This window comes from candidate division KSB1 bacterium (assembly GCA_034506335.1).
In the GTDB taxonomy this organism is placed as follows: domain Bacteria; phylum Zhuqueibacterota; class Zhuqueibacteria; order JANLFK01; family Oleimicrobiaceae; genus Oleimicrobium.
In genome coordinates this window covers 19417-44649 of sequence record JAPDPR010000017.1, presented here as the reverse complement: position 1 = coordinate 44649, position 25233 = coordinate 19417, and the positions used below count along the sequence as shown (strand labels likewise).

9 protein-coding genes are annotated in these 25233 nt (G+C 60.9%); all 9 read left to right on the top strand.

The window, feature by feature from the left end; translation table 11 throughout:
• Positions 1 to 1104: 1104 nt before the first annotated feature.
• Positions 1105 to 3327 (top strand): PAS domain S-box protein, encoded by a 2223-nt coding sequence (locus tag ONB25_07135; GenBank protein ID MDZ7392648.1) that lies wholly within the window; start codon positions 1105 to 1107, stop codon positions 3325 to 3327.
• A 54-nt stretch (positions 3328 to 3381) separates the two neighbouring features.
• Entirely contained in the window at positions 3382 to 3807 is a 426-nt protein-coding gene (locus ONB25_07130) for a response regulator (GenBank protein MDZ7392647.1), read from the top strand.
• Between the two features lie 161 nt (positions 3808 to 3968).
• A complete protein-coding gene (locus ONB25_07125; protein ID MDZ7392646.1) occupies positions 3969 to 7391 on the top strand; it encodes a PAS domain S-box protein in 3423 nt (1140 codons plus the stop codon).
• Positions 7392 to 7444: 53 nt separating this feature from the next.
• Positions 7445 to 8230, top strand: coding sequence for a response regulator (locus ONB25_07120; protein ID MDZ7392645.1), 786 nt, complete (start codon positions 7445 to 7447; stop codon positions 8228 to 8230).
• Between the two features lie 25 nt (positions 8231 to 8255).
• A complete protein-coding gene (locus ONB25_07115) occupies positions 8256 to 8690 on the top strand; it encodes a response regulator (protein MDZ7392644.1) in 435 nt (144 codons plus the stop codon).
• Positions 8691 to 8738: 48 nt separating this feature from the next.
• Complete coding sequence (locus tag ONB25_07110) at positions 8739 to 9203, top strand: hypothetical protein (protein ID MDZ7392643.1); 465 nt, start codon at positions 8739 to 8741, stop codon at positions 9201 to 9203.
• Positions 9204 to 9629: 426 nt separating this feature from the next.
• Entirely contained in the window at positions 9630 to 13709 is a 4080-nt protein-coding gene (locus tag ONB25_07105) for a PAS domain-containing protein (GenBank protein MDZ7392642.1), read from the top strand.
• 27 nt (positions 13710 to 13736) lie between these two features.
• Entirely contained in the window at positions 13737 to 20705 is a 6969-nt protein-coding gene (locus ONB25_07100) for a PAS domain S-box protein (protein ID MDZ7392641.1), read from the top strand.
• Between the two features lie 93 nt (positions 20706 to 20798).
• Positions 20799 to 25211 (top strand): PAS domain S-box protein, encoded by a 4413-nt coding sequence (locus ONB25_07095; GenBank protein MDZ7392640.1) that lies wholly within the window; start codon positions 20799 to 20801, stop codon positions 25209 to 25211.
• The last annotated feature ends 22 nt before the right edge of the window (positions 25212 to 25233 follow it).

Sequence of the window (25233 nt, the reverse complement as noted above, 5' to 3'; positions counted from 1 at the left end):
AAGTCTCCCCGCGCCGAGTTGTGTGTTGCCACCCTGCCTGCGTGAAGCGGTGTGAGTGAGGCTCAGGGCTTCCACATTGCCGCCGGGACTGCGACCTCACTGGCCCAGTTGAAGTCTCGCCCCCTCCAAAATGCCCACTTGGCAGAATCTGCGGCAGGTGCTGGTTCGCTAGCTGAGAAGGGCTTCTGCCTACCCGGGGCCTCCCCTCAAGTTTCTGCCGTCCATTGCCTCGCCAATGTGAGAAAGCCGGTTCTTGGAGCTCCTGCTGCGTGTGCGGGAGGGTAAGAAGGACGCGCGGGGCACATGTGCGCAAATCGCCCTGTTCCTCCCATAGCTTCGAGCGTTGTCCGCGCCTCTTCCGTTGGACAGAGTGAGGCACTCCGAGCTCTGCCTTGTTCGACACATGCGCCACCGAGTGTGGCATGTGCTGGACAGTTGCGGGCTGCATTGGGCACTGCCCTCTACAAACCTAAGATTTTGTTTTCCTAATATCTGGTGCTTCCGATCGGTGGCCGGTGTGGCGTGTGCTACACAGTAGCCCTGGCGCCACATCCAATGAGGTGGTCTAGCCTCGCTTTCCTCATGGATTAAGCTGCGTAAAAACAAATTGATGGTCCCACCACGGCAAATCTTTCTACATGGCACATAACTTGTAAGGCACGGCGTGCGTAGTGGACAATCGCCGGTGGTCGTGCGACTGCAGGCCACGGCGGCTTCCGGCAAGCAAACGGGCCGGCAGAAGGCGCCATACGGCTATGTTTTCAGACGAGTAGGCCAGCAGCTTGGCGGTCTTGGAGCCACCGCTGTGGTGGAAGTGAGGTGAGGATGGTGGGCGGATGTCCATCCCGACGGCGGAGCCGTCCTCTTTGCCGTCGGCATGTCATTTCTTGTGGGAATGCTCTCGCTTGGGCTGCAGCCTCTTCCGCCCCTTTTCAGGGGCCTCTGCACACCTTCGCTTCCCAGTCCTGTGCCCTCGCATTGTGCCTGTGGTTGGTTCGTAGATCGAGCGCCCCGTCCCGTGGAAAATGGCCCGCGCCGAACTGTGCACGCAATATCGATTAGAGGAGGCTGAATGACTTTCGCTGCATTCATGGGAGAACGAACATGAACGAGACCGTCTGTACTCCCCAACCACGAGCTGCGCAGACAGGTCGACCATCGCGCCGAGAGATTAGATGCGCGGGCGACCGAACTTTCCGTGAACTGGTGGAAGGGGTCAAAGACGTGGTGCTGCATCTCACCGCGGATGGGGTTATCCAGTATTGCAGTCCGGCCATCAGGCCACTTGCCGGCTATGATCCTGAGGAGGTGCAGGGTACGGATGTGCGCGGGTACTTTGCCGACCCGTTCGAGCAGCGCAATGCGTGGAGGAGCCTCGGGCGAGCGGTGCGCACCGGCGCGGATACAACAATTGAATTTCTCCTGAGGACCAAAGGGGGGCGTCCTGTACCGGTAGAGGTTACCGTCAGGCCGTCCAGGGCAAGAGGCGGTCTTGAAGGGGTTTTGTGCGTCATGCGAGACGTCAGCGCGCGGAAAGAAGCCGACGCCGCTCTGCAGGAGAGCGAGCGCAAGTTCAGGGCCATAACCGATAACCTAGAGGTGGGGATATTTCGCACTTCTGCAGGAGCGGATGGACGTGTGCTTGAGGCAAATCCGGCACTGGTGAGCATGTTCGGCTACGCGAGCAAGGAGGAGTTTATTGGCACAAGGGTGAGGGACCTGTACGTGGACCCAGCGGACCGTGCGGCGTTGGTAGCGCGTATCAAGGCTGAAGGCGTGCTCAAGCGTGCCGAGGTTCCCTTTAGAAAGCGGGACGGCAGTCGGATGTGGTGTGCGCTCACCGCGGTGGCAGTCCGTGACCAGCGAGGGCGGGTGCGGTACTATGATGGCCTGGTGGAAGACATCACCGCACGCAAGCTCACGGAGTTATCCCTGCGTGAATCCGAAGGGCGCCTGCGGCACGTGGCCGAGCAAGTGCACGCTTGGGTGTGGGAGGTGGATGCTTCCGGCCGCTACACCTACAGCAGCCCCTTGGTCAAGGAACTGCTGGGCTACGCGCCAGAAGAGCTCGTGGGCAAGAAAGGCTTTTGCGACCTTCTCCACCCCAGCAAGCGCGTGGAATATGAGCGCGCACTCCTGCGCCTGCTAGACGCCCGGGCCCCAATTCATGACTTTGTCGCGCCTTTCCAGCACAAAGACGGCGGGACATTGTGGCTTTCGCGCAACGCGGCGCCAATCTACGACACAGGCGGCAACTTTTCTGGTTACCAAGGGGCCGACATCGACGTCACAGAGAGGCACTTGCAAGAGGAGAAGATACGGCAGCAGCGCACCTACTTGCAGGCGCTCATCGAATACAATCCTCTTGCGGTGGTGGGCATGGACGCTGAGGGCAGAATTACGCTGTGCAACACCGCCTTTGAGCGTCTGTTCCAGTACGAGCGCGGGGAAGCGATGGGGAAGCAGGTGGACGAGCTGCTAGCCGGAGAGGGGCAATTGGCCGAGGCAAGGGATCTGACCAGTCGGGTGATGGCCGGCGAGCGCGTGCACGCTATCACCCGCCGCCGGCGCAAGGACGGTGCGGAGGTGGACGTGGAGGTTTTCGGTGTGCCTGTCATGATCCAGGGCGCCCGCTACGGCGCCTTCGCTCTCTACCAGGACATCAGCCAGCGCAAACGCGCAGAAGAAGAGCTCCTGAGTTCCTTGAAGGAAAAGGAGATCTTGCTCAAGGAGATCCACCACCGAGTGAAGAACAACATGCAGGTCATCTCCAGCTTGCTGAGTTTGCAGTCCTCTTACATCACCGACCCACGCGCCCTGGCCATTTTCAACGACAGCCAAAACCGAGTCAAGTCCATGGCGCTGATCCATGAAAAGCTCTATCAGTCCAAGAACCTGGCCAGGGTTGATTTTGCCGAGTACGCGCGGAGCCTCACAAGTCATTTGTTCGACTCCTACGGTGTGGACCCAGAGCGCATCGGCATGGAGATAGAAATCAACGGGGTGGAACTCGCCATCGACACGGGCATATCGTGCGGTCTGATCGTGAATGAGCTTGTCTCCAACGCGTTGAAACACGCGTTCCCGAACGGCCGCAAAGGGCAGGTAACGCTAAGGCTGGAGCGCGTGAATGGCTCGTACGTGCTCAGCGTGAGCGATGACGGGGTGGGCTTCCCGTCGCATCTTGATTTTCGCAACACCGAATCGTTAGGTCTGCAGCTGGTCAACACGCTGACGGACCAGTTGGAAGGGAACATAGAGCTTCTGTGCAATGGAGGTGGGACCACCTTCACCATTTGTTTTCCTGATGGAAGCACTAGAGGGTGATCGATCCGGCGGTAGGAGCACATGTGCCACGAACGAAAGAGTAGGGACTGTCACATGGATCGAGCTGCGCGAATTATGGTCGTTGAGGACCTCAACATCACCGCTCTTGACCTGAAGAACAGGCTGCGGAAGATGGGATACGAGGTGCCAGCGCTGGCGGGGTCAGGAGAAGAGGCAATCCAGAAAGCGGAGGAGACCCATCCCGACTTGATCCTTATGGACATCCGCCTCAAGGGCGAAATGGATGGCGTCGAGGCAGCCGAACGGATCAGGGCGAAGCTGGACATCCCGGTCATCTACCTGACTGCGCACGCGGATGACAACACTCTGCAGCGGGCTATGGTCACAGGCCCATACGGCTACGTGCTAAAGCCATTTGAGGAGAAAGAGCTGCGCATTACCATTGAAATGGCCTTGCATCGACATCGCGAGGAGGCGAAATCGCGGGAGCAGACTGGCGCTCCCGCTGTGGCAGAATGATTCTTACCTCCGTGTCGGATTAGGGCTCCCGTGGGAGTCCTTTTGCTGTCGGAGGCCAAGGCACAACTAGGGCGGGCGAACTGAGCCCCAGGTTTGCCCCGTGAGCAGTTCGGGGCAGATCCGACGGAGAGACCCCAGGGTCGCACAAGGAACGCATGCATATGGAGCAACACGTGAACACTTACTCGCCATCGGGGAGACCCCTTCGACACACCAAGATCGCGGTGCTTGTCCTTGCCTTCGTCTTGATCTGCGCATTCCATGCCTATTACTACTTCTTGAGGGGGCTGCCCGTGGGGAAGGACCTCGTGGCCTGGCTGCTGGCGGTAGGCGGTGCCACAGCCCTTGTTGAGGCCAGCTTTCGGCTCTTTCGGCGTGAACAGGCGAGCCTGACGCACGAAATCGAGCTCTGCAAACAAGCGGATGCCCGACGCGAAGATGAGCAGGAGCGGCTGCGACGTTTCAATCGAGCGCTAGCCAGGATATCTGGAGCGCCTTTGCTCTACAGTGGCAACCTCAGCGCCGCACTAGACCAGGTCACCGAGACTTCTGCTCATACACTGGAGGTGGAGCGCGTGGGGGTGTGGCTCTTTGTCGAGGAGCGGACCAAGATTCGCTGCCTCAACCTCTACGAACGCGGGGCTAATCGCCACACCTCCGGTCACGAACTTGAGGCGTCGCGTTACCCTGCCTACTTCGCCGCGCTGGAAGAGGAGAGGATTATTCCCGCGCACGATGCCCGTACCGATACCACTACGTGGGAGTTTGCCAACGACTACCTTGTGCCGCTGGGAATCAGCTCTATGCTGGACGCGCCCATTCGTGTGAACGGCCAGACCATGGGCGTGTTGTGTCATGAACACGTAGGGGCGCCCAGGCAATGGACCGTGGAAGAACAGGCCTTTGCCAGTTCCATGGCGGACATGGTGGCCCTGGCTATGGAGGCGAGCGAACGTCGTCGTGCCGAGGAGTCGCTACGGGAGAGCGAGCGGAGCCTGCGCAGCATCTTCGACAACATGCAGGACATCTACTTTTACGCAGATACTTCCGGGCTATTGCGCAACGTGAGCCCCGCGGTTGAACGATACGGGTACAGGCGGCAGGAGCTCCTTGGCAGGCACGTGGAAACGGTATTCTTTAGCATGGAAGAGCGGGAGCGCTTCCTGGCAGAACTGGCGAGGGAGCGGGCGGTGAGCGATTTCGAGGTGCGCCTCAAATATGCCGACGGCACGCCGTTCTCTGCTTCGATCAGCGCCCGGCTGATCCTGGGCGACGATGGCCGCTGCTTGGGGACCGAGGGGATTGTGCGTGACATTTCCGAGCGCAAGCGCCAAGAAGCAGCCCTGAAGGAGGCCAAGGAGCTGTACGAGACTCTGGTGCGCACCTCGCCGGAAGCCATTTTGGTGGTAAACCCGATGGGGATCTTCACTGAGGTGAATGAACGCGCCGCACAGCTCTTCGGGTTCGCCTCGGCTGCGGAGATGGTGGGGACGCAGGTGGGCGTGTTTCTGCCCGAGGCGGTCCGCCAATGGGCGCGAAGTTCTCTCCCCTCCTGTCACTCAGAAGAGGTCCTGCAAGCGGAGCAGATCCTCTTGCGGCGAGACGGCAGTTCCTTCATTGCCGAACTGAGCGTCTCTGCCCTTTGCACCGCCGACCAGCAGCTGTGCGGGTACGTGGCCATAATAAGAGACGTGACGGTCCGTAAGAAGGCAGAGGAAGAGATCGAGCGGCGGCAAAAGTACCTGGAATCGGTGCTGAACAACTCACCCAGCGCCATTGTGACCCTCGACAATGAGCATCGGGTGGTCGAATGGAACAAGGCCGCCGAGCAGATTTTCGGCTATCGCCGCGAGGAGGTTCTGGGCAAGGACCTGGACGGGTTGATTGCCACCGGTGCCGTCCACGAGGAAGCAGCAGGGCTCACCCGGCACGTGTTGAGCGGCAAAGACATCCTGGCGCACGAGGCTGTGCGCATACGCAAAGATGGCACACCGGTCGACGTGATCGTCTCCGGCTCCCCCATTCGCGTGGGAGAGACGCTTCACGGGGTGGTGGCCGTGTATACCGACATTTCCGAGCGCAAGAGGCAGGAGGCTGAGCTGCGTGCCAGTGAGGAGCGCTTCCGGAACTTGGTGGAGAGCTCGCCGGAGGGGATCGTCATCCACAGCCAGGGGAAAGTCATATTCGCCAACCCCGCTGCTGCCCGCATCATGGGTGCCAAGAGCCCCGAGGAGATGCTCGGCGCCTCGGTGATGGATTTTGTCCATCCGGACTATCGCCAGATAGTGCTGGAGCGTGTGCGCAAGATGATGGAGACCGGCGAACCCGCGCCCCCCATCGAGGAGCAGTTCCTGCGCCTGGACGGCAGCGTGCTGGATGTAGAGGTGGCTGCCTCGCCCGTGGTATTCGCCGGGCAGAAGGCTTCGCAGGTGGTGTTCCGCGACGTCAGTGCCCGCAAACGCGAGGAGAAGGTGCGCGAGGCGATCTACAAGATCTCCGAGGCCGCCAATACCGCCGCCGACTTGCAGGGACTGTTCGCGTCCATTCACGCCATCGTGGGCGAGCTTATGCCGGCCCAGAACTTTTACATCGCGCTTCTTGACCAGGAGTCCGGCATGTTGAGCTTCCCGTACTTTGTGGACGAAAAGGACGAGCCGCCAAGCCCCCGCAAACTCAAGAGAGGGTTGACAGAATACGTGCTGCGCACCGGTGAGCCACTGTTGGCCTCGCGCGAAGTCTTCGCGCAGTTGGTCGAGCGCGGCGAGGTCGAAGCCATCGGTACCCCCTCGGTGGACTGGCTCGGAGTCCCATTGGTGGGCACCCAAGGAATCATCGGGGTATTGGCGGTACAGAGCTACACCGAAGGTATTCGCTTCGGCGAGGAGGAAAAGCGGATTTTGCAGTTTGTCTGTAACCAGGCGGCCATGGCCATAGAGCGAAAACGCACCAACGAACAGCTCAAAGCTTCGCTGCGGGAAAAGGAGGTCCTGCTCAAGGAGATCCACCATCGGGTCAAGAACAACATGCAGGTCATCTCCAGCATGCTCAACCTCCAGTCGGGGTGTGTTGGTAATCCTGAAGTGGTGGCGGTTCTCAAAGACAGCCAGAACCGCGTCCGGTCCATGGCGCTGATCCATGAGAAACTGTATCAGTCCAGAGATTTGAGCAGGATTGACTTTGCCGACTATCTGCGCAAGTTGACCGACGATTTGTTCCGCTCCTATGGGGTGAGCCCTGAGCGCATCGCGCTCGTGACGCATGCGGAGGGGGTCTCTTTGGGCATCGACGCAGCCATCCCTTGTGGCCTGATCGTCAACGAGCTGGTCTCCAATTGTTTGAAGCATGCGTTCCCAGCAGGAAGGAAGGGAGAAGTGCGTGTTGCCCTGGTTCCCAAGAACGGCATGTATGAGCTCATGGTGCGGGACAACGGCGTGGGGTTTCCAAAGGGTGTCGATTTTCGCAATACTGAATCCCTTGGCCTGCAGTTGGTCACCACCCTGACCGACCAGCTGGAGGGCACTATCGAGATGAATTCCAACGGGGGTGGCACCGAGTTCAGGATTTTGTTCAGGCGCGACCAATAGCGGCGTTCACCCAAGCGACTGAGCGGCACAGAGGCACGAGCGAAGGTGAGACTATGGAAGCGAAAGCCCGGGTGTTGATCGTGGAAAACGAGGTTATTGTGGCCAAGGACATGGAGGGGATCCTCCGTAGCCTTGGCTTTGTCGTCTCAGGCATCGTGCGGACCGGTGAGGAGGGGGTCAAACGCGCCCGCGAAGAGCAGCCGGACCTAGTCCTCATGGACATCGCCCTCAAGGGGGAGATTGACGGGGTGGAGGCAGCCAGGCAGATCAAAGCTACCCACGACATCCCGGTTGTGTATGTGACCGCCCTCACGGACCGTGGCACCTTCCAGCGGGCCAAGGAGACCGAGCCCTACGGTTTCATCTGCAAGCCGTTTGAAGAGAAGGATGTGCAGGCTGTAGTCGAGCTTGCGCTGCTCCACAACCAGCGCCAGAAAAGGCTGAGGGCAACGCAGGAGCTCATGACCGCAGCCCTCGACCAGATGGGTGATGCGCTCATTTTCGCCAACCTGCGAGGGGAGGTGGTCTACCTGAACGAGCTAGCCGAGGCCCTGACCGGTTGGGCCCAAATGGAGGCGGCGGGCATGCCGGTGATGCAGTTGTTTGCCTCGACCTCTGCAGAACCGGCCCCGGAGCTTTCTTCTCTTTGCCCCACTATGAGGGACCCCACGCCGTTTGCCTTCGCCTTCTGCGCGCGGGACGCCCGGCAGGTGTCGATTGAAGGGACGATGCATCCTCTGCCGGGCCGGGACCGGACGACGGTGGGCTACATGTTACGCTTCAAGGCCAAGGCGTGCGCTTCAGTGCCAGAAACAGCGTCGGTGCTCCAAAACGGCTAAGGCCATGGAGGATAGGGAGGAAATCATGGGAAAGCCGTACATTGTGCTAATTGAAGATGACCCGGACGACAGGCGTCTCACGGTGCGCCTCTTGCGTCAGGCGTACGTGGATGGAGACATTGTCACCATGTCCAGTGGTGGCAGGGCGTTGCAGTTCTTGTTCGGCACAGGCGAGTTTGCGGATCGAGACCTGGCGCATAAGCCGGAGCTCATTCTGTTGGATTTGCGCCTGCCGGACATGCACGGGTTGGAGGTCCTGCGCTGTCTGCAGGCGGATGCACGCACCAAGGACATTCCTGTGGTCGTGCTCACCTCCTCGCATTCCGAGGAGGACCTGGTGGAAAGCTACCGCCTGGGCGCCACCAGCTACCTGCGCAAGTCCGCCGCCCAAATTGGTTTGTGTTGCCTGGTCGGCCGCATGTCCAAAGGGCGCGCGCTGGAACAATCCGCCGCGGATTAAACGAGCAGAGATCAAAGGAGCCAACTGAGAAAGACAAAAGGGAGGACGATGAAGAGAGCCCGTGCTGTCCGTGCGGCGGTGGAGCTGGGTGCCTGCCAGAGGCCGGTTGTTTTTGTGCGGGAGCTGATGCGGTTTGTGGATATTCTGGAGCTGCGACGAGTCCTCTGCAGGCGTCATCGAGGGGGAATGTTGGTGGCGATGACTCCGTGCCTTGTGGATGCAATTGCAGAGCGCATGCTCGGCAATGTGCCCCACCAGGTGGTACATCCGCCCTTTGATGAGCGTCGGGTGGCGGAGGCGATAACATTGGTGAGCGAAGCTGACGACATGCCCTTGGTTGTGGTAGAAGTGGCCCATCCTGAGGACGCGGGCAGGGTAGGCCAGGCAGTGACCAGCGCCCGAACCTACCAGGTTGCGTGTGCCGCAGACCTGTACGGCACAGGTAAGGTCGGTGCCAGGCGGTTCGCTGTGCCTGTGCGGAAAGCGACGCCTCCGGCTCAAATCGTAGGCTGAAGGGCGGAACCCTGAACCGATTAGGTGCAGCCACGGAGGTGAAGCGAGAGAAATCGCGCGACCGGCCCAGTGCCCGGCCGGCAGAGGCAACCTGGACGCTCCCGGCCCGATGCGGCCCACTTTGTCGCAGGTTTTTGTCGAACCAAGGGGACAACCCCCGGCTGCACTGTGACTCCGCGAGGCAGGCGGCACAAGAGAGGGCCAGGGGGCCGGTTCGGCTGGAAAGAAGAATCGGGTACAAAAGTGGAGGCCAGACAAGGGGTGCTGGGGCCCCGGCGTGGCCACGGAGGCCGTAAGCTACCGTGGTGGGAATGCACGCCGTGGAGAGACTCGCCGCGCGCCGTGCGGTGTGACCTGCGCGTTAACGCCGGCGGCGAAAAAGGCCTGAGCGTCCATTGACACATTGGGTGGAGGTTGTGGAGGTGGATGATGGAGAGCGTCAATCGCGGAAGTAAGAGACCGCGCTGGATGCGGCAAGCAGGGTCTTCTGAGCGCGAAGTGCAAGGGGAGGCGGGCAAACATGTCCCGGTCAGGCTTTGTGTGCTCTTGATCCTTAGTGTAGCGGCCAACGGCACGGCCCACGTCATTCCCAAGGGCTTCAGCCACCTGGGCGTGGCGGAGGGTTTGTCCCAGAGCATGGTTTATTGTATTGCTCAGGACAGCATGGGGTTCGTCTGGTTCGGCACCGAAGACGGCTTGAACCGCTACGACGGTTACGCCGTGCGCGTGTTCCGTTCCGACCCACGCAAGTCCGGTTACGCCCGTGCAAATCCGCTCATCAACATCTATGCGCTCTCCGCCGATCGTCGGGGGGGCCTGTGGATCGGCTCCTACGGAGGGGGCCTGAGCTACTACGATCCAGCTGCCGACACGATCCGGACCTTAACCCATTCACCGGGGGACAGTGCCGGCCTCAGCAGCAACAACGTGGGCGGTCTGTGGGTGGACCGGGACGGGTTTGTCTGGATAGCCACGCTGGGGGGTGGCTTGAGCCGGTTAGATCCTGCGACCGGTTCCTTTGTCCACTACCGTGCCGACGCCCTCGATCCCCACGCGCTCAGTAGTGACTACGTGCGTTGCGTGTACGAAGACGATGCAGGCCGCCTCTGGGTCGGCACTGAGGGGTATGGTTTGTGCCTCTTGGAACGGGGCACGGGTCTGTTCACACGCTACCGCCACGATGCTCGCAACCCAAAGAGCTTGGTCGACGACTATGTGCGGGGCATCTGCGGGAGCCGCAGGGGCACCCTGTGGTTGGCAACCGATGGCGGCCTGGAAGAGTTCGATCCAGAAGAGGGGGTGTTCGTCCACCACCTAGGCCGCACCCGCCCCAGCCGGGACATTCCCACCGAGCGCCTTTGGACGGTGCACGAGGATGACCAGGGTACGGTGTGGTATGGCACACGGGGCGGCGGGCTGGTCAGATATGACCCCGCCACCGGCCATGCCCTGCGTTACGCCCCCGACCCGAAGGACCCCGCTTCCTTACGTAGCGACATCATCTGGAGCCTGCTCCAGGATCGCAACGGGGTGCTTTGGGTCGGCACCATGAACGGCGTGAGCACCTTCAAGGGGCACCTGAGCAAGTTCGCTCTCTACCGCCACGACCCGGATAACCCGAGCTCTTTGTGCGACAACTCCGTGCGTGCCTTTCTGGAGGATCGGCTTGGCGATCTCTGGGTGGGCACCGACAATGGGCTTTCGCGTATGCGGCGCCGTGGCACTGGGCAGGTGGAGTTTCAATCGTATTTCTTGGATATGACGCCCTTTAGCGCCACTACCGGCAGGCGGGTCTTTGCGCTGGCGGAGGACTCGCTCGGCCACGTGTGGGTCGGCACCTACGGCGGAGGTCTGGTCCGCATCACCCGCAGTACAGGGAGCATGAGGCGCTACCGTGCCAATCCCTCTGACCCCACGGCCCTGCCCGGCGACTACATTCGCGCCCTGTATTGCGACCGCCGGGGAGTGCTTTGGGTGGGTACCACCGACGGCCTGGCGCGCCTTGAGCCGGGGGGCACGGGTTTCCGTCGGTTCAGAGCAGCCGAAGGTGACTCTGCCTCACTGAGCAGCAATTGGGTGTCTGCCATCTGCGAGGCGGACTCTGTCTCGCTCTGGGTTGGTACCAGAGAGGGTCTTAACCTTTTTGACCGCCGCACTGGGCGCTGTCGCCGCTACCTCCACCGGGAGGACGACCCGCAGAGCCTGAGCACCGACTATGTGATCTCGCTCTATCCTGACGCGCAGGGCACCCTGTGGGTGGGCACTCTCGGCGGCGGCCTAAACCGGTTGGACCCAGGGACCGGGAAGTGCGTGGTCTACACCGAGAGGGACGGCCTTGCGAACAATGTAGTGTATGGCATCCTGGCTGACCGTCGGGGACGGCTGTGGCTGAGCACCAACAACGGCCTGAGCGTGTTCGACCCGGCTCCCGGCACATTCCGCAACTACGATATCGCCGACGGGCTGCAGAGCAATGAGTTCAATGCAGGCGCGTATCTGGCCGGCCGCGATGGCACCATGTACTTTGGCGGCGTGGAGGGCTTTAATGCTTTTGTGCCCGAGCGGATCCAGAATGATCCGACTCCTCCGGTGGTGCTGTTGACTGGGTTCAGCCTATTCAACCAACCGGTGCCTGTGGGCAGGCCGTACAACGGGCGGGTTGTACTGGATCGCCCTATTGGCCAGACCAGCTTCCTGCATCTGCACCACACCGACCGTGTGATCACTTTCGAGTACACCGGCCTCCATTTTGTGTGCCCATTGCGCATCACCTATGCCTACAAGATGGAAGGCTTTGACCCAGATTGGAATTACGTAGGTTCGCGGCGGCACGCGACCTACACCAATCTGCCGCCTGGCAAATACCAGTTCAAGGTCAAGGCCGCCAACATGGACGGAGTGTGGAGCCAACCGCGGGTCGTAGTGGCGGTGGAAGTAATGCCGCCGTTGTGGGACACATGGTGGTTCAAGACGGGTGCAGTCGTTGTGTTCGCCCTCCTTGGGTTTGCCGCCGTGCAATGGCGGACGCGCGCAGTCATCAGACGTAATGCCGAGCTAGAAGCACGGGTGGAGCAGAGGACGGCCGAGCTGCGCAAGGCCAATGCCGAGCTGAACGCGGAGGTCAGTGAGCGACGGCGCGCAGAAGTGGCCCTCCGCGAGAGCGAAGACCATCTTCGCACCCTGGTGGACTCCACTGTGGCAGGCATCATCACCATTGACGCCAAAACGCACAAAGTGGTGGGCGTCAACCGTGCCGCTGCCGGGCTCATCGGACTGCCGGAGGAGCAGATCCTCGGCAAACCCTGCCATCAGTTCTTGTGTCCGACCGAACCTGGCCAATGCCCAGTGACCGACCTGGGTCGCGAGCTGGATTATGCGGAAAGCACGCTCCTGACGGCACACGGGGAAGCGCTGCCGATCATCAAGACGGTGGTGACCGTGCGGCGGCGAGGCAAAACGTTGCTGGTGGAGAGTTTCCTGAACGTTGCCACCCTCAAACAGGTGGAGCAGGCCCTGCGGGCGGAGCGGGAGCAGCTCATCTCCGTGATGGACAGCATCAGCGAACCTATCTATGTGGTGGACATGGACACGTATGAAATTCTGTTCGCCAACAGAGCGCTGCAACGCGCATTCAACATACCGCTGGTGGGAGGCATTTGCTACCGGAATTTTCAAGGATACGATGCCCCATGCTCCTTCTGTACCAATGACCGCATCCGTCAGCTCAACGGCGAACCCTACGAATGGGACTACCACAATCCGGTCCTGGACCGCGATTTCCACCTGGTGGACAGGGTCATTCGCTGGCCCGACGGACGGTCTGTGCGCTTCGAGATGGCTATCGATGTTACCGAGCGCAATCGTGCCATGGAAAAGCTGACCGCATCCCTCAAGGAAAAAGAGGTCCTGCTCAAGGAGATTCACCACCGGGTCAAAAACAACATGCAGGTGATCTCCTCGATGTTGCGGCTGCAGGCGGGGTACATCCAGGACCCGCAGGCCCTGGAGCTCTTCCAGGAGAGCCAGAACCGCGTCAAGTCCATGGCCCTCATCCACGAGAAGCTTTATCAGTCGCAGGATCTAGCACGCATCGACTTTGCGGACTATCTGCGCAACCTCACCAGTCACTTGTTCCGCTCCTACAGCGGTCGGCCGGATGTGACTCTGAACGTCGAGGTCGGCGATGTACATCTGAGCGTGGAGACCGGAATCCCCTGCGGCTTGATCGTCAATGAGCTGGTCTCCAACGCCCTCAAACACGCCTTCCCCGGAGGCAGAAGCGGCCAGATCACGGTGAGCCTGCAGCGCAACAATGGCACCTATGTGCTGAGCGTGAAGGACGACGGGGTCGGTTTTCCAAAGGACGTGGATTTTCGCAATACACCTTCGCTGGGCCTACAGCTCGTCAACACGCTCACGACGCAGTTGGAAGGCTCAGTGGAGCTGATTAGCAACGGGGTCGGAACGGAGTTCCGTATCCAGTTTCCGGCAGAGGAAAGGGGATAGCATTCCTGCCCTAAATGGGCGGGAGGCATGGCGAGGACAACACAAATGGAAGATGCCAAGCGCATTCTGGTGGTCGAAGACGAGAGTCTGGTGGCAGCTGACTTGTCCAGGCTGTTAGAAAGGCTTGGCCACCGGGTGGTGGGACATGCCGCCTCGGGTAAGGCGGCGTTAAAGGCAGTGGAAGCGGAACGGCCCGACCTTGTACTCATGGACATCGGACTGAAGGGCGAGCTGGACGGCATCCAGACCGCCAGCGAAGTCTACTCCCGTTTCGGTGTGCCGGTGGTGTTTCTGACCGCGCACTCGGACGAAGCTACGCTCCAAAGGGCCAAACAGGCGCAGCCCTTCGGCTACATCCTCAAGCCCTTTGAGGAGCGCGAGGTGCTTGCGACCGTGGAGATGGCCCTGCACCGCCACCGGCTGGAACAGGTCCTGCGCGAGAGCGAGCAACGGTTTCGCGCGGTTGTAGATAGCGCCAGCGAGGCCGTCATCATCGCCGACGAGAAAGGAGATATCCTCTTCTGTAACCAGGCGGCGATGCGGGTGTTTGGCTACACGACCGCCGAGCTAGTGGGCAGGTCTCTCACCGTCTTGATGCCGGAGCGTTTCCGAGAACGCTTCAGAGGCCTCTTTCAGGAAGAGGCGCGCAAAGAGCGGGTGCTCTTCGAGGGGCGTACATGCGAGTCCGTGGGGTTGCGCAAAGATGGCACCGAGTTTCCGGCTGAACACTCGCTAGCCTCCTGGTGCGTGGGCGATCGTACTTTCTACAGCGCCACCATCCGTGACCTGAGCGAGCGCAAAGAAACTCAGGAGACCATTCGGCACAAGGAGATCATGCTCAACAACATCATCGATTCCACCCGCGATGCGATGATTGTCGTCGACCGCCAGGGCAAGGTGAAGATCTTCAACCCCGCGGCGGAGGCGCTATTCGGTTACAGCAAGGACCAGATGCTCGAGCGCAAAATCGATCTGCTTTTCGGTCCGGACTGCGTGCAATTGGTGAAACAATGCTTTGCCGGGAAGGAGCCTGCAGGGCCCGATCAAGTGTTAGAGATGGAGGCCAAGGGCAAGGACAAGCTCCTACCGGTAGAGCTGTCACTGTCCAAAGTCGCGCTCAACGGCAAAAGCCTGGTGGTGATGCACCTCCGCGACATTACTCGTCGCAAGGAAGCAGAAAAGCAATTGCGCCAGAGCGAGGAGCGCTACCGGCAACTGAGCGAGAACCTCCCGGTGGTCGTCTACAGCTGCCTGCCGGACGAAGCGCTGCGCTTCCTTTTCATCTCGGGCAAGGTCGAAGAGCTGACCGGCCACGCCCCCGGGGAGTTTGTTGGCGATGCGGGGCTGTGGTGGCGCCTGATCGACCCTGAGGATCGGAGCAAGGTGCGGGACCAGCGCGCATTGCCTGGCGATACCGGGCAGAATGGGTTTCAGATCGAGTACCGCATTGTCAGAAAAGACGGCACCACCAGGTGGGTGCGCGAGATGGCAGTGCCGGTGCGAGACCCCGAGGGCCGGGTAGTGACGGTGAGCGGCTTCATTGAGGACATCAGCGAACGCCGGTGGGCGGCGGAGCGTCTGCGGCGGGTGAATCGCGCCCTGCGCGTGCTGCGTGAGGCGAACAAAGTGCGCTTGGGCGCGCGGGACGAGCAGGAACTCTTGCAGCGCACCTGCGAGGTCCTGGTCAGAGAGGGGAACTACCGGCTGGCCTGGATTGGGGTAGCCGAACACACGCGCGGTAAACCAGTGCGGCCGGTGGCGCAAGCCGGATTCGAGCAAGGGTACCTGGAAGGGCTGCGTATCACCTGGGCGGACAGGCCGCGCGGACGGGGACCTACCGGTACGGCTATTCGCACCGGCGCACCGGTGGTGTGTACCGACATCGCCACTGACCCGCGTTTTGCCTCCTGGCGCGAAGAAGCGTTACGCTGCGGCTATGGCTCCTCCGCCGCCATCCCCATCATGGTCGAAGGCAAAGTGTTCGGCGCCCTCAACGTGTATGCACAAGAGGCCGATGCCTTCGATGCTCAGGAGATCGAATTGCTCAATGAACTAGCGGCGGACATCGGGGCCTCTGTCGCCACACTCCGCGCCACCGCGAGGCGTGAAGAGCTCGCGAGGGAACGAAAGGACTATGAGGAGCGCTACCGTGCCCTGTCTGTGGGGAATGTCCACCCCGCGGCGATAATGGAGGGCTCAGGCGAAGCACTGCAAGCCAACCTTGCTGCTACGGCTATGTTGGGCGGCAATGGGCATCTTACTCGGGACAGGCGGACGCAGCGAGATGCGAGTAAAGACCGCGAGAAAAGCGAGCACAAGAGGACACCTGAGGGGCACGCACGTGTGAAAGGCCAAGAGAAGACGGTCAAATATCACACCGCCCGGGCTACTTGGGCAGGCAAGCGGCTCCTGGTCGGCGTGGGTACGGATCTGACCGAAGCGAAAGGGGAGAAAGAGCTCCGTGAGACGGCGGAGCACCACTATCGGGTTCTCGTGGAGAACGCGCACGAGGCCATCGTCGTGGTGCAGGAACACCTCATTGTCTATGCCAACGCGCGCATCAGCACCATCACCGGGTGGGGTCCGGAAGAGCTGGTGGGTTCGGCGTTGGAGCGGTTCGTCCACCCTGAGGACCGCCAGTCGATCATGGCGCAATATGAGAAGCGCATGCAGGGAGAGAAGACGCCTGGGTTCGGAGTGACGCGCGTGTTGGCCAAAGACGGCAAGACACACTGGGTGGAGTTCAACGCGGTGAACTTTGCCTGGGAAGGGCGCCCGGCCCTGCTGCTTTTCATCACCGATGTCACCGAGCGTCATCAGGCTGAGCAAGCGCTCCTCCAGGAGCGTGATTTGCTCTACGCGCTCATGGACAACGTGCCAGACTATGTATTTTTTAAGGATAAGAACTCGCGCTTTGTCCGCCTGAACAAGGCCTTTGCAGCAGCCCTAGGCCTCAAACACCCGCGCGAGGCCATAGGTAAGACCGATTTTGACTTTTTCCCACCCGAGGATGCGCAACGTTTCTTCGAGGACGAGCAGCGGGCCCTGCGTACGGGTCGGCCCATGGTCGGGCAAGTAGAGCGGACCATCACGCCTGACGGCCGGGTGACGTATCGCTCCAAGACCAAGGTGCCCATTCGTGACCGGGATGGGAACGTGGTCGGCTTGGTAGGTGTTTCGCGCGACGTGACCGACTTGGTGCAGAAGGAAAAGGCCCTGGCCGAGAGTGAGGAAAAATACCGAAGTCTTGCGGACCGCCTGCGCGACGGGATTGTGGTCATTCAGGATGGGGTCGTGCGCTACGCCAACCCCGCTCTTGCAGCCATGTGGGGTGGAACAGCAGAGGAGCTCTTGGGCAGGCCCATGGCCGAATTTGTGCCGCCAGAGGAGCTGCCCCGCCTTGTGGAGCGTTACGAGCGACGCATGCGCGGCGAAGAGGTTTCTTCGCTTTGCGAGACGGTACTGGTGGATCGGTCAGGGGGCCGGCATGAGGTGGAGCTGAACGCCGGACTCGTCAACTACGAGGGCAGGCCGGCCGACCTGGTGGTGGTGCGCAGCATTGCAGAGCGACGCAAGGCGGAAAGGGCCCTGCGCGAGAGCGAGGAGCGCTACCGGTACATTTCGCAGATGATCTCCGACTACGCCTACTCCTTCCGTGTGGAGCCTGATGGCACTATGACCGGGGAATGGCTCACTGACTCATTCACTCGCATCTTCGGCTATACCATGGACGAGATCGATGCGCGGGGAGGGTGGCGTTCCATGCTGCACCCGGAGGACGTTCCTGCCGCCTTGGCACACGCGCGCAAGGTCCAGCAGGGCGAAGCGGATACCGCTGAATTTCGCTTCTTGACCAAAGACGGGCAGGTGCGGTGGCTGCGCGACTATGCCATACCCGTGTTCGACCCCGCGGCCGGCCGTATCACGCGCATCTATGGGGCAGCACAAGATATCACTGAGCAGCGGAAGGTTTCTGAGGCGCTGCAAAAGAGCGAGGAGCGCTTCCGCCGCCTGGCCGAAAACGCGCAGGACATCATCTATCGCTACGAGTTTGTCCCCAAGCCGGGCTTCACGTACGTCAGCCCGGCCGCAACTGCCATCACGGGCTATACGCCAGAAGAACACTACGCCGACCCCCAGCTTGGGCTGCGCCTGGTGCATCCGGAGGATCGCCCCATCCTGGAGAAGTATTTCCAAGGCCAGGTGGACAGCACGCCCGTTGTGCTGCGGTGGGTGCGAAAGGACGGCCGCATCATCTGGACCGAGCAGCGCAATGTGGCCATCCGCGATGAGCAGGGGAACTTAATTGCCATAGAGGGGATCGCGCGGGACATCACGAGACGCAAGATCGCCGAGCAGAAGCTGCGCGAGAGCGAGGCACGGTATAACGCCTTCGTCAACGCCACCAGCGACATGGTGTTCCTGAAGGACCAAGAGTTCCGCTACCTAATGGTGAACGCAGCCATGGCCGCGTTCTATGGGCTGCCAGCGGAAGAGGTGGTGGGCAAGACGGATTTTGAGCTGATGCCGGAAGGTCCCGCGCAACGCTGCCGAGAGACCGACCTTGAGGCCTTGGCGCGCGGATGCCCCGTGACCAATGAGGAGGTGGTGGGGGACAGAATTTTCGAGACCACCAAGTTTCCGGTGGTGGCTGCTGGGAAGCGGGCGGTTGGGGGCATCATCCGTGACGTTACCGAACGGAAGCGCCATGAGCAACAGCTCCAGCAGGCCCTCTCGCTGCTGCAGGCGACGCTCGAGGCAACCGCCGATGGCATTTTGGTGGTCGACCATCACGGAAAGGTGCAGAGCTACAACCGCAAGTTCCAGGAGATGTGGCGCATCCCTGAGGAGCTGCTAAGCACACGTGACGATGACGCCCTCCTGGCATACGTGTTGGGTCAACTCAAAGAGCCCGAGCGGTTCCTGACCAAGGTACGGGAGCTGTATAGCAACCCGGAGGCAGAAAGCTACGACGTGCTCGAGTTCAAGGACGGACGGGTCTTTGAGCGTTACTCGCGGCCGCAACGAGTGGGCGAGACAGCAGTGGGCCGCGTGTGGAGCTTCCGGGATGTGACCGAGCGGGTGCAGGCGGAACAGCGACTGCGCGATCAAGAGGCACAGGTGCGGGCGCTTGTGGATGCCGCGCTTGATGGTGTAGTCATGCTGGACCAGGAGGGCAACGTGACCCTGTGGAACAAGGCGGCGGCGCACATATTCGGTTATGGCGCTGAGGAGATTGTGGGGCGCAACCTGCACGCGGTGCTGGTGCCGGACGAACTGCGCGCGGCGCACGATGCCGCCTTTGCCCGCTTCCGCGCCACAGGGCAAGGCGCGGCCATCGGCAAGACACTGGAGTTGAACGCCCTCCGCAAGGACGGCTCCCAGTTCCCCATTGAGCTGTCGCTGTCCGCCGTGCAGTTCAAGGGTGCCTGGCATGCCATCGGCATAGTGCGGGATATCAGCGAGCGCAAGGCCATGGAAGCACGCCTGCGCGAAAGCGAGGAACGTTATCGCGCCTTGTTCGACCGCTCGATGGACTGTGTATTCCTGCATGACTTTGAAGGCAAATTCTTGGACGCCAACCCTGCGACCCTGAAGCTCTTCGGCTACAAGGAGGAGGAAGTCCAATCCCTCGCATTCCAGGATGTGCTGGATCCCCAGCAATTGCCTTTGGCGCTGCAGACATTAGACGAGCTGGTGAAGACTGGTCAGCAGTGTGCCACTACTGAGTTCCGCGTGCGACGTAAGGATGGCACCTATGTGGACGTGGAAACCACTTCTTCAGTGATCGTGCGTGATGGCAAACCGTACGCCGTCCAGGGGATAGCCCGCGACGTTACCGAGCGTAAACGGCTGGAAGAGGAACTGCGCTGGGGTTATCAGTCGCTGGCGGCGCTCAATGAGTTGCTGTCCCTGTCGCTGTCGCAGGTGCCTTTGGATACACTGCTGGAATGGGCCCTGCAGAGGGTCACCCAGGTGCAATTGCTGTCGGTGGAAGCGAGGGGCGCAATCTTCTTGGCCGAGCCTGGCGAACAGGTACTGCGCCTGCGGGCACAGGTGGGGATGGCGCCTCCGGTGCTGGCGGCCTGCGCGCGCGTGCCTTTTGGCCGCTGCCTGTGTGGGCGCGCCGCCAAGGAAGCAACCCTCATCACTGCCGACCGTGTGGACGAGCGCCATGAGGTCAGTTACGAAGGGATAACGCATCACGGCCACTGTTGCCTGCCGATCAAATCCGGAGGGCGGGTGCTGGGCATCCTGAACCTGTACCTGCAGGAGGGTCTAGCCCTCGAGCCGCGCCAGGTTGAGTTCTTGCAGGCGGTGGCGGACGTGCTGGCAGGCATTGTGGATCGTCGCCGCGCAGAGGAGCAAATCAAACAGGCCTTGGAGGAAAAGACCGTGCTCCTCAAGGAGATCCACCACCGGGTGAAGAACAACATGCAAGTCATCTCTAGCATGCTGCGCCTGCAGGCAGGCTACCTCAGCGATGCGCAGGCGTTAGAGGCCCTCAACGAATGCCAGAACCGCGTAAAGACCATGGCCCTCATCCATGAGAAACTATACCAGTCCAAGAACTTGGCCATGATCGACTTTGGCGAGTACCTGCACAGTCTCGCTGGGCAGGTGGTGCGCTCCTATGGCCAGCGTGCCGCCGAAGTCCAGACCAGGGTGGAAGTTGAAGACATCTTCCTGGCCGTAGATACTGGCATCCCCTGCGGGTTGATCGTCAACGAGTTGTTGTCGAATGCCCTTAAGCACGCTTTTCCTGACGGCAAAGGGACGGTGGTGGTGAGCATGAGTCGATCTAACGGCCAGTACGTGATGAGTGTGGCCGATGACGGAGTCGGTTTTCCCAAAAAGATTGATTTTCGGAATACGGATTCCCTTGGCTTGCAATTGGTGAACACGCTGGTGGGCCAACTGGAAGGGAACCTGGAATTGATCAGCAATGGAAGGGGCACTGAGTTCCGCATCACGTTTGCGGCGCATGACCATTGATGCCGCAGCATTGCGCCGGTGTAGGTGCAGTGCATGCTGCAAGTTAACCCGTCGGTGGAAGCGGGAAGTGTGGCGTAAGGTGAGGTGGTGAGGATGGAGAAAGAGAGCGAGGTGCTCGCTGGACGCAGTGCAGGAGTGCAAACCTGGAAGCAGACTCTGGCGCAGCTTCGACCGGTGCTGGACGCGATGCAGGTGGCGGCAGTAGCCCTGCGCCGCGGGCGGGTGGTCTTTCGCAACCCGGAGGCCCAGCACTTGCTTAATGGCTGTTTTGCGAAGAATGGAAGGCAGAGTCAAAGCTTCCTAAGCATCGTCAGGCCGGGGGACCGCCAGACCGTAGAGCACTGGTTCGCGCAGTTGAAGGTCCATTCGGGACCAGTGGGCGGCCCTCTGCAGGTGATGGGCGACGGCGGAGCACCCACGCGCGTACGGGCTACGTTTGCGGCTGTGGGCGAACGGGGCGAGGAGCTGGTCGTCGGCACCCTGGTGCCGGAAGGAACGAAGACCACCGCTTTAGCCCACGGACAGGAACTCTACCGCCTCATTCTGGACAGCGTGAACGACGGCATCGTGATGAGTCAGAACCATCGCTTTGTCTTTTTCAACGCGCGCTTTGCGGAGATGTTGGGCTACCAGCCCGATGAGCTGATGAGAATGGACTACAGGGAGCTGCACACCGAGCGAGGAATGGAGATCCTCAGCAAGCGCGCCCTGGCCCGAGAGCGCGGCGAGCAGGTGCCTGCACGGTACGAGACGACTTTTCGTCGCAAAGATGGCACAGAGCTGGAGGTGGAGGTGAACGTGGCGATCGTGGACCACCGCGGTCGTCCCGCCACTTTTGCCGTGATCCGGGACATTAGCGAACGCCAGTGGATGGCAAAGATGCACGCCGCCCAGCTCGAGCTGGCGCTGGCTCTGAGCCGTGCCACTGACCTGGAGGAATGTCTGCGCCTGAGCCTGGAGGCGGCCCTGCGCCTTTCCGACATGGAGTGCGGTGGGATCTACCTCCTTGACGAGGCTACCGGCGGCCTGCAGCTGATGTACGAAAAGGGCCTGCCCCAAGAGTTTGTGGCGCGCGTCAGGCACTACGGGCCTGATTGCCCCAACACCCATTTGGTCAAGCAGGGCAAATCCATCTTCACGACGTATGCGGAGCTCACGCGTCGGATGGGTACACCATCCCAAGTCCCTTTGCGCGCTATCGCCGTGGTGCCGATGGTGCACAAAGGCGAGGTGATCGGGTGTATCAACGTGGCCTCGACCTCTCTCGATCAGGTGCCCTTGCGGGCCCGGGGCGCTCTTCATCTCCTCTCTGCCCAGGTGGGGGACGCCGTGGCGAGGCTGAAGGCGGAGCAGACCCTGCACGATCGCGAGGAACGCCTGGAGGCCATCGTGCAAGGAATGAGCGAAGGGCTCGTGTACTGTGATGCGGAGGGGAGGATTCGCTTCGCCAACCGCCACTTCTGCCAGATGACGGGCTACTCTGTTGAGGAGCTGATAGGGCACAAGGGCATAGACCTGCTGCTGGCTCACAAGGGGGAGCAGGATGCGGTGCGTGAGTTCTTGACAGCCTGTCTCCAGGGCCAAAGAGCGGAACATGAGGTGCAGCTCCGCAAGAAAAGCGGCGAGCGGCTCTGGGTACGTTGCGCCTTCGCGCCCCTCCATGACCCCCACGGTCAGGTAATGGGTACAGTTGCGCTGGCAGTGGACATCACCGAGCAACGCCGCGCCATGTCGGTGCTTTCCCTCCTCTACAATATCTCCAGCGCCGGCAACAGCGCCATAACCCTGCACGAACTGTTCCGTGCCATCCACATGGCGCTGATCGAGTGTCTGGACTGCACGAATCTCCTGGTCGGTTTGTGCGACTACCAGAAGGGTCAAATTGTCTTTCCTTATTGGGTGGACGAACGAGACAGCTATGAGATGCCCCTCCCTCTGTCAGCTTCGGAGTCTCTTGCTGGCCGGGTGATCCGCTCGCGTACCCCGTTGTTGGTGCGAGAGGCCGATTACGACGAGCTCGTCGCCAAGGGTGAGCTCAGATGCTGGGGAACGAAGCCTAAGGTGTGGCTGGGTGTGCCATTGCAAGATGGCGAAGAGGTCATTGGGCTCATCGCGGTGCAGAGCTATACCGACCCCTTCCTGTACACGGAAAGGGACGTGGAGCTGCTGGAGGTGGTGTCACACCAGATCGCCAGCGCAATCAAACACAAACGGGCAGAGGAGGAGCTGCGGCGCAGCGAAGAAAAGTACCGTCTGCTGGTGGAGAACGTCAACGACGCCATCGTCATCAGTCAGGATGACCGCTTCATCTTCTTCAATCCCCAGTTCGCGCGGCTTTTGGGCTATGAGCCGGAAGAGCTGCTCAACAAGGACTACCGCGACGTGTACACGGCACGCGGGGTCCAGGTGCTCATGGAACGGCAGCGACGCCGGCAGGCAGGCGAGGAGGTGCCCAGCCGCTATGAGACCACCTTCCGGCGCAAAGACGGGTCCGAGATTGAGGTGGAGGCCAACGTCACGATCATCACCTACCAGGGGCGCCTTGCCACCTTTGCCGTGATCCGGGACATCAGCGAGCAGAAGAAAGCACGGGCTGCCCTCGAACGGCATGCCATGCTGTTGCAAGCTGCCGTCGAAGTGGGGCATGTGGCCGCCAGTGTGCTTGACCCCGATGTGCTTACGGAACAGGTGGTGCATCTGGTGCGCGAGCGATTCGCACTCTACTTCGTGGGCCTTTACCTGGTCGATGAAAGTGGTCGGTGGGCGGTGCTCCGGGCGGCGACCGGCCAGGCGGGAAAAGCCCTGCTGGCACAAGGGTACAAACTTCCTGTGGACGATACCTCGATGACTGGCTGGTGCATGGCCCATGCCCAAGTACGTGTGGCGCAATGCACGCGCGAGGACTCGGTCCACTTGGAGCATCCTTTGCTGCCGGAGACACGATCGGAGGTGGCTCTGCCCCTCATCGCGCGGGGTCGGGTCATAGGCGCGATGAGCATACAAAGCCAAGAGGTGAACGCGTTTTCTGACAATGATCTCGCTGTCCTGAAGGTGATGGCCGACCAGGTCGCCATCGCCATTGCTAATGCCGAACTGTACAAGGCATTGGCCAGGGAACAAGCCCTCATGAACGCGCTCATGGATTCTATCCCTGACAACATTTACTTCAAGGACGCAGAAAGCCGTTTCATCAGGGTCAGCAAATCGCTGCTGGAAAAGTTTGGAGTGCAAGACCCAGCCCAAGTGCTGGGCAAGACCGATTTCGACTTTTTCACTGAAGAGCACGCGCGGCAGGCATACGAGGACGAGCGGGAGATCATGCGCACAGGGAGGCCGATCCTGGGCATCGAGGAGAAGGAAACCTGGCCGGATGGTTCGGTGACCTGGGTGCGCACCTCCAAGCTGCCACTCCGTGACGAGGAAGGGCATATCGTCGGCACCTTTGGCATTTCCAGCGATATTACCGCGCGCAGGAAAGCCGAACAGGCACTTGCCAAGGAGCGTAACCTCCTGCGCACGATCATCGACGCCCTACCCGACTGCATCTTCGCCAAGGACGGAGAACTACGCTTTACCCTCAACAACACGGCGCATTTGCATGCGCTTGGTGTGCAGTCGCAGGCAGAGGCGCTGGGCAGGACTGACTTTGATTTTCGTCCCATCCAGACGGCGGAACGCTATGCCGCAGAGGACCGGATGGTACTACAATCCGGGCAGCCGCTGGTAAACCGGGAGGAACAAACGGTGCTGCCCAATGGCGAGCTTGGGTGGCTGTTGTGCACGAAGGTGCCCCTGCGTGACGAAGAGGGGAGGGTGATTGGGCTGGTGGGCATCAGCCGCGACATTAGCGCGCAGAAGATGACCCAAACCGCACTGCAGGCCTCGTTACGGGAGAAGGAGGTCCTGCTCAAGGAGATTCACCACCGGGTGAAGAACAACATGCAGGTCATCTCCTCCATGCTGCGCCTGCAGTCCAATTACATCGAGGACCCCCGAACCTTGGAGCTCTTCAACGAGAGCCAGAACCGGGTGCGCTCCATGGCGCTCATTCACGAGCAGCTCTACCGCTCCGATGACCTGTCCCGCATCGATTTTGGCACCTACGTGCGCACCCTCACCAGTCAGGTGGCGCGGTCTTATGAAAGCAACGCCAGCATTTCCCTCCGGGTGGAGGTGGAGGGCATCGCTTTGGGCGTGGACACCGGCATACCCTGCGGCCTCATCATCAACGAGCTGGTGTCCAATGCATTCAAGCACGCCTTCCGCGGGCGAGAGCGTGGAACCATCTGCGTCCGAATGTGGCGGAGTGCAACAGACATTGTGCTGAGCGTATCCGACGACGGGATCGGCTTCCCCAAGGAGATCGATTTCCGCAACACCGAGTCGTTGGGCTTGCAGTTGGTCACAACCCTGACGGATCAGCTTGAAGGCTCCATCGAATTGAAGAGCGAGGGCCAAGGTACGGAGTTCGTTATCACCTTTCCGGCGCACGACGCGGGCCAATGAGGAAGGAGCTCGGTCGTAGAGA